This window comes from Methylomagnum sp., from assembly GCF_054333355.1.
Map to the genome: position 1 here is coordinate 1 of NZ_JBTEKS010000122.1, position 10,863 is coordinate 10,863.

The following is a 10,863-nucleotide window of genomic DNA, read 5'->3' on the forward strand; positions in this document are numbered from 1 at the left end:
GATCGTGGTGACGCTGTTCCCGCTGGGGGTCAGCCCGGAGGAGCCGCTGCTGCGGAAAATCGCGCCCGGCGTGATCTGGATTGCGGCCCTCTTAGCGGCGCTGTTCTCGCTGGAGAATATGTTCCGCTCCGATTTCGACGACGGGGCGCTGGAACAAATGGCGCTGAGTCCCCATCCGCTGTCGGCGCTGGTGCTGGCTAAGGTGCTGGCCCATTGGCTGGTGAGCGGGCTGCCCATGCTGTTGATGGCACCGCTGTTGGCGCTATTCCTGTCCATGCCGCCCAAAGCCATCTACGCGCTGGAACTCACCTTGCTGGTGGGGACGCCGCTGCTGAGTTTGATCGGGGCCATCGGCGTGGCGTTGACGGTGGGATTGCGGCGCGGCGGGGTGTTGCTGTCGCTGCTGGTGCTGCCGCTGTATATCCCGGTGCTGATTTTCGCCACCAACGCCGTCACCGCCGCCGGGGCCGGGATGCCGGTGGACGGGCAGCTTTATTTCCTGGCCGCTTTGCTGGCGCTGGCCTTCACGCTGGCGCCCTTCGCGACCGCCGCCGCTTTACGTATCAGCCTGAGTTAAACCTATGTGGAACGCGATTTGGTTGTTTTTTCATAAGCTGGCCTCGCCTAAGCACTTCTACCGCATTTCCGGCAAGCTCATCCCCTGGCTGGCTGTAATCACCGGCCTGTTGATGGTGAGCGGGCTATATCTGGGCCTGTTCGTCGCCCCGCCCGATTACCAGCAGGGCGAGAGCTACCGGATCATCTTCGTCCATGTACCGAGCGCCTGGATGTCGATGTTCGTCTACGTCTTCATGGCGGTCTTGAGCGGCATCCACCTGATTTGGAACATCAAGCTGGCCGATGTGATGGCGCGGAGTTCGGCGGCGCTGGGGGCGTCGTTCACCCTGTTGGCGCTGGTGACGGGTTCGCTATGGGGCAAGCCCATGTGGGGGGCGTGGTGGGTGTGGGATGCGCGGCTGACCTCGGAATTGATCCTGCTGTTCCTGTACCTGGGCTATATCGCCCTGGTGTCGGCCATCGAAGACCCCCGCTCGGCGGCGCGGGCGGGCGGCGTGCTGATTCTGGTGGGCGTGGTGAACATCCCCATCATCCATTACTCGGTGGAGTGGTGGAACACGCTGCATCAAGGCTCCACCGTGACCAAGCTCGGCAAGCCGGCCATTCACCTCAGTATGTTGATTCCGCTGCTGCTGATGGCGGGGGCGTTCCAGTTTTATTACTTCACCATGGTGCTGGTCCGGGCGCGGGGGGAATTGCTGGACCGGGAGAAGCGCAGCGCGTGGGTGCAGGAATTGTTCTCGGAGGCGCGGCCCTCATGAGAAGGTTCAGCGGCGGGAGCCTTAACTTAGCGGCAACGCCTGAGAGGGGGGCGAAAGAAACGGGATACCCATGCCCCCATGTTTGCGGGCAATAAAAAAACCCGGTGGAGTGATCCACCGGGTTTTTTCAAGAAATCAGATCGCTTGCGGAAAGCGGTCCAGATTACTTTCTGAAGCCCTTGGCAACGCCACGGTCCAGCTTGCTGTTGATGGCGGCTTCAGCGCGTTCAGCGGCAGCGGCGGCCCTGTTGGCGGCAGTGGCGGCGCTTTGAGCGTCAGAAGCAGCTTGGTCAGCGGTGCTCTTGACGGAGGTTACATCAGCCTTCAGGCCGTCGATCTGGGTTTGCAGGTTGGTGATGTCGGACTTGCTGGCACAGCCTACGGTCAGACCGGCAGACAGCAGAACTACGGCGAACTTGGTTGCTTTCATCATTGTTTCTTTCCCTTTTTGTATGGATTGAGACATTGAACAAAACATTCTTCCCCCACGGGAACGAACGCTACTCATGATTTAGTTTGCCGTGAAACCGGCAAGCTTTCCAGAGATATTTTTGCACAAACTGTTGCAATGACACCAGCGATACCCCGCTTAATCCTGAATTTCCTTGGGTTATCGCCGTCGCATGGGGGTGAATACAGAGGCGCGAATGGGTCCATGTGAATGGCCGGAAAGGACGTCGCGTGTTTCGCCAAACTCCCGGCTTTCGTTGGTGCGGGCGGGGTTGGGGCGCTGGCGGCGTTGATGATTCGGGGATCATTCAAGCCTGGGCCGAATGGGGGAGGTGCGCACTCCAAGGGTGCGTTGTCACGCGGTTCATGAAACGGTGGTGTTCGGAAATCGCCGCAAAGGAATCGGCCAGGTCTCGGTGGCCGACCCCCAGGCAATCGCCCCGGCTGAAAAACCTACGGGTGGGAAAAGCGAATTCAGTACAATAATTCCCCTGTTTCTAGTCACCCTGGATATTCCGGCCATGCAAATCGAAACCCGCACCACCACGCCTTTCACTGACCAGAAGCCCGGCACGTCGGGATTGCGCAAAAAAGTGAAGGTCTTCCAGCAGGCGAATTACCTGGAGAACTTCGTGCAATCCGTGTTCGACACCCTCGGCGATGTCACCGGCAAGACCCTCGTGCTAGGGGGCGATGGGCGCTACTACAACCGGCAGGCGGCGCAGACCATTGTCAAGATGGCGGCGGCTCACGGCGTCGGGCGGCTCATCGTGGGGCAGGGCGCCTTGTTGTCCACGCCCGCCGCGTCCTGCGTCATCCGCAAGTACAAGGCCCACGGTGGTTTCGTGATGTCCGCCAGCCACAACCCCGGCGGGCCGGACGAGGACTTCGGCATCAAGTACAACGTCACCAACGGAGGGCCGGCGCCCGAGGGCTTCACCAACGGCGTGTACGCCCGGACCCTCGAAATCAGCGACTATAAAATCGCCACGGTCTCCGATGTCGATCTCGACGCCAAGGGCGAGGTCCAGGTCGGCGGGATGACTCTCCAGATCATCGACCCGGTGGACGATTACGCCGAATTGATGAAGCACCTGTTCGACTTCAACCTGATTGAGACGGGCTTGAAATCCGGGGCGCTGTCCCTGTGTTTCGACGCCATGCACGCCATCACCGGCCCCTACGCCAAGCGCATCCTGGAGGACACCTTGGGCGCGGCCCCCGGCTCCGTGCTGAACGGCACGCCGCTGGAAGACTTCGGCGGCGGCCATCCCGACCCCAACCTGGTCCATGCCCACGAACTGGCGGAACGCATGTACGCCGCCAAGGCGCCGACCCTGGGCGCGGCGTCCGACGGCGACGGCGACCGCAACATGATTATGGGCAGCCAGTTCTTCGTGAACCCCAGCGACAGCTTGGCGGTGCTGGCCGCTAATTTGCATTTACTGCCCGGATACAAGGCGGGGCTGCGCGGCGTGGCGCGGTCCATGCCCACCAGTCAGGCGGTGGACCGGGTGGCGCGGGGGCTGGGCATCAACTGCTACGAGACGCCCACCGGCTGGAAGTTCTTCGGCAACCTCCTCGACGCCCGCAAGATCACCCTGTGTGGCGAGGAGAGCTTCGGCACCGGCTCCGACCATGTCCGCGAGAAGGACGGCCTGTGGGCGGTGCTGGCTTGGCTGAACCTGATCGCGGTGCGTCGGCAATCGGTGGCCGACATCGTGCGCGAACACTGGAAGAAATTTGGCCGCGACTACTATTCCCGGCATGACTTCGAGGGCATGCCCGTGGCCATCGGCGACGGCATCATCGGCCATCTGTGGGAGCAGTTGCCGAATCTGCCGGGGCAGAGCTTCGGCGAGTACAAGGTCAGCCTGGCCGATGATTTCAGCTACACCGATCCGGTGGACGGCAGCGTCAGCGGCAAGCAGGGGATTCGGATCATCTTCGAGAACGGCTCGCGCATCCTGTTCCGCCTGTCCGGCACCGGCACCGAGGGCGCGACGCTGCGCATCTACCTGGAGCGCTACGAGCAAAATTCGGCGGAACACGGCCACGATCCGCAGGTGGCCCTGAAGGATTTGATCGACTTGGCCGAGCAACTGGGCGAGGTGAAGCAGCGTTCGGGGATGGCGGTGCCGACCGTGATCACCTGATTCTCCTAGACCTGCTGTCGGGGGGGGCGTTTCAGCGCGGGCGCCCCCAAACCAGTTCGCCGCCTATGCCAAGGGATTTTTGGCATCCCCGGCCCGGTGGCTCATCCGCATCCCTTTAGTGATTTAAGGGGTCTTGTGTATGCGGCCAATCATTTACAGCGAAGCCGGTCACTAATTAATTCAAATGTCAAAAAAACCCAGGTTATGTGTCATAGGCACGTCCAATAGCGCCGGGGGCGGCAGCTATGCGGGCCGTATTTTGCGTAGCGAATGGGTCGCCGAGGGGGTCAACCGTTCAATTGGGTTTTGCTCCAGCGACATGTTTGCGTTCCGCAAGCGGGATATGGATTTCGCCGATTTCGATATGTGCCTGATTGATTTCTGCGCCAACGACGCGGCGCTTGTTCTCGGCAGGCGCCTGGACCCAGCCCTCATGAAAGCCGCCGTGGTCGATATGATTTCGGAAACGACACGGGCCGGTTGCATACCGGTTCTGGTCATCATGCCGGTGGCCGGATGCCTGCCTGACGGCGGGCAGGTTCGCAAAATTTATACAAAAATGGCTCAAAGATTTGGCGTCCCCTATTTTGACGGTTATAAATATCTGCGACGGCTTGTGGCCGGGCATGAAAGGCCCGAAGGGTATGATCTGCACAAGGACCGCATGCATATCAGCGACGCGGTATCGGCCATCCTCGCCGAGCAACTCGGCCAAGCGCTACAGTCGCTGTGGGCGGAACGCCCCCGTGACGCGGTCCGGGAGGTCGTCGCTGCCTACGAGTATCGCTTCTATCCGCTCGGTGATGGCCTTGTAGAGCGCCTTCCGGTGAGTCGCCGAGGCACCTCGATGGTGTCCGTGGATGTCGTGGAGTTGTCGGGTGAGGCTGGCGTCGATTTTCGCTTGCCATCCGAGTGGCAGGCGACCGCTTTCGCGGCTGACTTCTCGCGTTGCCGGGGGACCATGGCGCTTAGTGGCGTCTCGTCGGCCCGGATTCGGCTCACCGCTATGGCGTATACCGAGAATCCCCAGGATCGCATGGTGTTGGGCGTGTACCCTCTGCCTTTCGCGGTGCCCTCGCTCCGTGACCTGTTGCGAATCAACCTATCGAGGAATGGGCGGGCCGATGCGGACGTGGGGGCTAACGCTCCTCCCATGCCGCCCGGCGCGGACGCCCATGCGGTGATTGCTGGCGTCACTGCCCGACGGGCGGCGCGCCTGCCGCTGGTCCGCCTGTTCCGCGAGGCGGTGGACCTCTGTGACATGATTGATGACGCCGCGCTTGAGGCGCTGAGGGGCTTGCTTGGCCCGGCCAAGGCCGAGGTTGTTTCGCGTAAGATCACTTATTGATGATTTGGCTCGGGGCGAATGCACGCCGGGATAAGGCCGCGATCCTTCGCGTACGGATGGTTGTTAATCACCGCGCAACCTGGGGCGCCACCAAGCAGACGGGCGACCGACAAGGCTTCGTCACCAAACGTAACTTCTTTGACACCCCGTCAGCCTAAAAAGATAATGCCGCCCGTAAGGAAAACGATTCACTGGCCCAGGACGCGCCACCTCCCGCCCAAGCCCGTTACCCAATCCCGGAGCCACCCATTATGTGTATCACCAAGTCCGTAGGCGCTGGCGGCGTCAACAGCGCTGACGACGTTAAAACCATCCAAGTCCTGCTCAACCTCAATCTCGACAAAACCGGCCCCATCGACCGACTCGCCACCGACGGCGCCATCGGTCCCAACACCATCAACGCCATCAAGGAATTCCAAGGCCGCGTGGTCCAAATGGCCAACCCCGACGGACGGGTCGATCCCAACGGCGGCACCCTCAGGAAAATGCGCGAAGGCATCCCCGCTGGACTCGCTGCCGATACCTTGCTGGGCATCATGGTCCACTCGACCGCCGCCAATATCGCCAAATACCTTCAGCCCTTGATCCAGCAAATGGCGGTCAACGAGATCAACACTCCGCTGCGCCAAGCCCACTTCCTGGCCCAGGTCGGCCATGAAAGCGGCGAATTCCGTTATTCCGAAGAAATCGCCAGCGGCGCCGCCTACGAGGGCCGCAAAGACCTCGGCAACACCCAGCCCGGCGACGGCAAGCGCTTCAAGGGGCGCGGCCTGATCCAGCTCACGGGCCGGACCAACTACACCAATTACGGCAAGGCCCGTGGCAACGACTACACCACCGACGCCACCGCGCCCCTCATCGCCTCCGACCCCTTCCTGTGCGTGGACGTGTCCGGCTGGTTCTGGGACACCCACAAGCTTAACGCCCTCGCCGATCAGGACGACGTGCTGACCATCACCAAGCGGATCAACGGCGGCACCAACGGACTCGACGACCGCAAGGCCAAGCTGGCGCGGGCCAAGTTCTTCCTGAAAATTTGATTCCTCCCCAAGCGCGGACTCCACCTCACAAGAGCGGATAACATCCTTTCAAGAGATGTTATCCGGGTCTTGAATCCCGCCCCGCCCGGAATCGCCGCCCCTGTTTGGGATTTGGCTGAAGTTAACTTCCCGCTTTCATCTCGGAGCCGGATCGGGAAGTTGCTCGCGGCCATATCCTTAGCCGGGGCTTTTCCCCCATCTCCACCCCGGCCTGACGCCAGATCGGATGCCGTATCCAAAATCCGCGCCTAGTACGAAATGGCGCGGGTCCTGTACAGAAAGCCAATGGCTCAGGGCGCGTCAATTTCAGCGGAAAAAAACCAAGTCGATCCGTCCATATCGCACGTCTCGTCAAAATTACGGCTTACCCTGGCCGTCGTGAACCGGAGACCATTTCTTCGCTGATGGGAATGGGCGATGGGCCAGCTTTTCATTTCAAACCAAAGGACCAAGCATCATGAACGAGTCGCTGAAAGACTTGGGCGTCGCCACGGCGCTGATGAACCACTTCACCACGCAACGCTTGCCGCGAGTCTTGGCGCTCCGGGACAAGGTCGAACGCGGCGAACGTATTGCAGACTGGGACATCGAATTTCTTTATGAGCTTTTCGAGGGGGCCGGGCAAGTCAAACTAATGGTGGACAGGCTCCCCGAATACCAGGAAGTCTATGCGCGGGCGGCTTCGCTGTATAAAGAGATTGCTGACAAGGCGCTGGCGAACGAGAAGGGCGAGGGCGCGGCGGCGTAACGGGCACCGGCAAAGGCGTATTATCTTGCGCGTGCCGGGGCGTGTGTTTCCATGTAACGCGGCTCGCGATGCCCGATTCTTTATCGAACCCTTGCCATTCACCCGGGAGACGATCATGGCCCTGACTCTCTATCTGCTACGTCACGGTGAAACCGAATCCAGCCGCACTGGCGGTTATTGCGGGCGGTTGGACATCGACCTAAGCCCCATCGGCTACCAAATGGCCGATGATTTCGCCGCCGCCTACCGCAACCATCCTTGGGTGGGCGTGTACGCGAGTCCCATGCAGCGGACCCGGGCCACGGCTGAGCCGCTGTGCAGCGCGGCGGGATTGGGGATGCGGCTGTGCGATGGACTTAGGGAAATCGATTACGGCCAGTGGGAAGGCAAGACGCCGGAGCAGGTGAGCTGGAGCTTTCACGAAGACTACCTGCGCTGGCTGGCGGACGCGGGCTGGAACAGCCCCACCGGCGGCGAGCGGGGCATTGACGTGGGGCAGCGGGCGCTGGCGGTGCTGGATGGGATTTGGCGCGACCATGTGGATGGCGATGTGCTGGTGGTTTCCCACAAGGCGACCATCCGCATCCTCCTGTGCCATTTGCTCGGGATAGATATTGGGCGCTACCGGGACCGGATCGACGCGCCGGTCGCCTCCCTGGCGGTGGTGGAGCTGCGCGAGCATGGCCCCTTGCTGCGCCGACTCGGCGACCGCGGCCATTTGCGCCCGGAATTGCGCGACCTGCCGGGAACCTGACGGGGTGATGCTGAGGTTCCTTCGTCACCCCAGCCTACCGCGCCTTTAGCGGGCCAAATAATCCGCCGCGATGCCGATGAACACCACGGCCCCGAACCAATGGTTGTTGAGGAACGCCTGGAAGCAGCCCGCCTTCTCCCGGTCGCGGATCAGCCATTGCTGATAGGCGGAAAATCCGGCGGCGATGGCGAGGCCCGCGAGGTAAAGCCCATCCAATCCCGCCCGCCGGCCCGCCTCCCACAGAATCAGCAGCATCAAAGCCTGTAGCGCCCCGATAATCAGCCGGTCCTTCTCGTCGAATAGTATGGCGGTGGATTTCACCCCGATCTTCAGGTCGTCGTCCCGGTCCACCATGGCGTACATGGTGTCGTAGACCAGCGCCCAGAGTATGGTGGCGGCGTACAGCGCCCAGGCCACCGCCGGGATGCCGCCGGTCTCCGCCGCGAAGCTCATGGGCACCGCCCAGCCGAAGGCCAGCCCGAGGTAGGCTTGCGGCAGATGGGTGTAGCGCTTCATGAACGGGTACGAGGCCGCGAGGAAGGCGCCGGGCACCGACAGGGCGATGGTCAGCGGGTTCATCAGCAGCACCAGGCCGAAGGCGGTGAGGCACATCCCCGCGAATAGCCACAGCGCCTCCTTCGGCGAGACCTCCCCGGCGGCGATGGGGCGCCGCTTGGTGCGCTCGACATGGGGGTCGAAGTCGCGGTCGGCGTAGTCGTTGATGACGCAGCCCGCCGCCCGCATCAGCACCGTACCCATGACGATGACGAACACCACCAGCGGGCTGGGCTTGCCCTGTCCCGCGATCCACAGCGCCCACAGTCCCGGCCACAGCAGCAGGAAGATGCCGATGGGCTTGTCGAAGCGCATCAGGCGCCAATAGGCGTCGAGGCGGGGGGAGCCGAAGCGTGGGGCAGGCGCGGGAGCGGTTGTCATGGCGAGTTATCCAGGTCGAACAGTTCGGGCAGGAAGAATTCCGCGACCAGCAATTTATGGCCCGCGCCCAGGCCGTACAAGGAGCGTCGGCCCCAGATCCGGCGGGACAGCGCGGCGCCGCCGCCGGGGCATTCCGGGCGCCAGTGGTGCGGGCCGATTTTGGTCAGTTCCAGGTGTTTGCGATGCAGGCGGGGATCGGCGAACAGGATTTCCCCCAGGGGCCGGGTGCCGAGGTGGGCGAGGCGCCGGTCCACGCCCTTGAGGGTCTTGGCCGGGATGACGCTGCGGGCCAGCACCAGCGGGCGGTCGCCCCATTGCAAGGCCACTTCCCGCACCACCGCCCGCCGTCCCATGGCGAGCCGGAGGGCGCGGGACTCGTCGGCGCAGGGCTTGTCCCAGGCTTGCCGCAGCAGGCGGACCCGGAATTGTCCGCCGCACACCTGCCGGAGCCGCCGGGTGAGGGAGCCGGATTCGAACAGCCACGAGGCGATGTGGGGGGGGATGGGCCGGTTGCCGTGATGGCGGACGCGGAGCCACCGGGGCGGCTCAAGGAAAAGCTGGCTGCGTGGGGTCAAGGGCGGGGTTCCGAAAAATGGCGGGCTAGTTTAGCAAACGGATGGAAGGGGAATGGTAGAGTACGCCAGAATTACCGACTTCAAGGCCGGAGACCGTTGTGTCGATCCAAGACCCGCCCATTAGTATTCTTACGCGGCAGATCGTGGCGCTGGTTCATCCGCTGCGGATCATCCTGTTCGGCTCCCAGGCGCGAGGCGAGGCCGGACAGGACAGCGACATTGATTTGCTCGTCGTGATGCCGGAAGGCACGCATCGGCGAGAGACCGCCAGATTCCTCTATCAGCACATTGAGGGTATCAAAACCCCCTTCGACCTCATCGTAGCCACGCCGCGAGACCTGGAGCGGTATAGGGACAACATCGGACTCGTGTACAAGAACGCCTTGCGCGACGGGCAAGACCTTTATGCCGCTTGAATCTTCGCCGCCCGGCAGTCCTTCCCGCTGGATGCGCCACGCGGCTAGCGACTTGTTGCTGGCCCGCTCGAAGCCCGCTGGCGTGCTGCTCGAACTGCTTTGTTTCCATACCCAGCAGGCTGTGGAAAAAGCCATCAAAGCCATGTTGCTTGCCCAGGGGATTGAGTTTCCCAAAACCCACAACCTACGGATATTGTTGGAGTTGTTGGCGGAGCGGATGGAGATTCCGGCACAACTATGGAGTGCGGCTGGCCTGACTGAATACGCGGTGTCGCTTCGTTACCCCGGAGAAATGGAAGCCGTGACCGAGGAGGAATATGAGGCGGCCTTGGTGCTGGCGGACGCAGTAATTCATTGGGCCGAGAGGGTTATCGGAAATGATGAGGCGCAGAAACGCTGAGGGTAAGACCGCTGGCCTCTTCTGAAAATAATTGCCATTCAAGACGACTGGTCGTATATTTCCGCCATGCCTAGAACCGCCACCAAACACATCACCCGCGATAAGCTCCTCGACCAGGGCGTCGCCATGCTCACCGAGCGCGGCTACCACGGCACCGGGCTACAGGATTTGCTCGCCGGGGTGCGGGTGCCCAAGGGCTCGTTCTACAACTACTTCGCCAGCAAGGAGGACTTCGGCGCCGAGGTCATCCGGCACTACATCGAGCCGTTCATCCAAATGCTCGACGACGCCTACGCCACGCCCGGCCTCGACGCGCTGTCGGCCCTGAAAAAATACTTCGGCGATTTGATCCAAGAACTAGAGCGGCGGGAGTTCAAGGGCGGCTGCCTGATGGGCAACCTGATCGGCGAAATCGGCGACACCAACGAGACCTGCCTCGCCGCGCTGCGGGAAGCCTACCACCGCTACCGGGACAAGCTGGAGCAGGGCTTGGCAGAGGCCCAGCGGGAAGGCACGGTTCGCACCGACCTGAGCGCCGCTGCCATGGCTGACATGTTGGCCGACGCTTGGCAGGGCGCCTTGCTGCGGATGAAGGTGGAGCAATCGGTGCGGCCCTTGGAGGCGTTCGTCGGGCATTTGCTGGACGGGTATTTCCGGGCCTGAGACCTTCAGGACTTACGCAAGAGCCTGTGGGAGCGGG

At 62.2% G+C, this 10,863-nt stretch carries 13 protein-coding genes; 10 read left to right on the forward strand and 3 right to left on the reverse strand.

The annotated features are described in order from the left end of the window. On the forward strand, positions 1–577 hold a 577-nt coding region (gene ccmB / locus ACXWUF_RS11105), incomplete at its 5' end, for a heme exporter protein CcmB (RefSeq protein ID WP_458494743.1). A 4-nt stretch (positions 578–581) separates the two neighbouring features. Next, positions 582–1,340, forward strand: a complete 759-nt coding sequence (locus ACXWUF_RS11110; protein WP_458494744.1) for a heme ABC transporter permease — start codon at positions 582–584, stop codon at positions 1,338–1,340. A gap of 163 nt (positions 1,341–1,503) precedes the next feature. Here ACXWUF_RS11110 and ACXWUF_RS11115 read toward each other — a convergent pair whose 3' ends face one another. After that, positions 1,504–1,773: an Lpp/OprI family alanine-zipper lipoprotein gene (locus ACXWUF_RS11115; RefSeq protein WP_458494745.1), complete on the reverse strand. Its 270-nt coding sequence runs from the start codon at positions 1,771–1,773 to the stop codon at positions 1,504–1,506. A gap of 538 nt (positions 1,774–2,311) precedes the next feature. On the opposite strand from ACXWUF_RS11115, the gene ACXWUF_RS11120 reads away from it, so the two are divergent. From ACXWUF_RS11120 to ACXWUF_RS11140, 5 genes are all read left to right on the forward strand, one after another. Then, positions 2,312–3,946, forward strand: a complete 1,635-nt coding sequence (locus ACXWUF_RS11120; protein WP_458494746.1) for an alpha-D-glucose phosphate-specific phosphoglucomutase — start codon at positions 2,312–2,314, stop codon at positions 3,944–3,946. A gap of 343 nt (positions 3,947–4,289) precedes the next feature. Next, positions 4,290–5,294, forward strand: coding sequence for a hypothetical protein (locus tag ACXWUF_RS11125; RefSeq protein WP_458494747.1), 1,005 nt, complete (start codon positions 4,290–4,292; stop codon positions 5,292–5,294). Positions 5,295–5,545: 251 nt separating this feature from the next. Beyond that, positions 5,546–6,334, forward strand: coding sequence for a glycoside hydrolase family 19 protein (locus ACXWUF_RS11130; protein ID WP_458494748.1), 789 nt, complete (start codon positions 5,546–5,548; stop codon positions 6,332–6,334). Between the two features lie 457 nt (positions 6,335–6,791). Then, the gene (locus ACXWUF_RS11135) at positions 6,792–7,082 is read left to right on the forward strand and encodes a hypothetical protein (RefSeq protein WP_458494749.1); all 291 of its coding nucleotides are present in this window, start codon (positions 6,792–6,794) and stop codon (positions 7,080–7,082) included. A gap of 115 nt (positions 7,083–7,197) precedes the next feature. After that, a complete protein-coding gene (locus tag ACXWUF_RS11140) occupies positions 7,198–7,836 on the forward strand; it encodes a histidine phosphatase family protein (protein ID WP_458494750.1) in 639 nt (212 codons plus the stop codon). 45 nt (positions 7,837–7,881) lie between these two features. Here the strand turns inward: ACXWUF_RS11140 and ubiA are convergent, their stop codons facing one another. Both ubiA and ACXWUF_RS11150 read right to left on the reverse strand, forming a co-directional pair. Next, complete coding sequence (gene ubiA, locus ACXWUF_RS11145; protein WP_458494751.1) at positions 7,882–8,772, reverse strand: 4-hydroxybenzoate octaprenyltransferase; 891 nt, start codon at positions 8,770–8,772, stop codon at positions 7,882–7,884. After that, positions 8,769–9,347, reverse strand: coding sequence for a chorismate--pyruvate lyase family protein (locus ACXWUF_RS11150; protein WP_458494752.1), 579 nt, complete (start codon positions 9,345–9,347; stop codon positions 8,769–8,771). The genes ubiA and ACXWUF_RS11150 overlap by 4 nt, the downstream gene beginning before the upstream one ends. Positions 9,348–9,445: 98 nt before the next feature. Between ACXWUF_RS11150 and ACXWUF_RS11155 the strand changes: the two genes are divergently transcribed. From ACXWUF_RS11155 to ACXWUF_RS11165, 3 genes are all read left to right on the forward strand, one after another. Further along, entirely contained in the window at positions 9,446–9,763 is a 318-nt protein-coding gene (locus tag ACXWUF_RS11155; protein WP_458494753.1) for a nucleotidyltransferase domain-containing protein, read from the forward strand. Continuing rightward, positions 9,753–10,163, forward strand: a complete 411-nt coding sequence (locus ACXWUF_RS11160; RefSeq protein WP_458494754.1) for a HEPN domain-containing protein — start codon at positions 9,753–9,755, stop codon at positions 10,161–10,163. The genes ACXWUF_RS11155 and ACXWUF_RS11160 overlap by 11 nt, the downstream gene beginning before the upstream one ends. 66 nt (positions 10,164–10,229) lie before the next feature. After that, positions 10,230–10,826, forward strand: a complete 597-nt coding sequence (locus ACXWUF_RS11165; RefSeq protein ID WP_458494755.1) for a TetR family transcriptional regulator C-terminal domain-containing protein — start codon at positions 10,230–10,232, stop codon at positions 10,824–10,826. Positions 10,827–10,863: the final 37 nt, after the last annotated feature.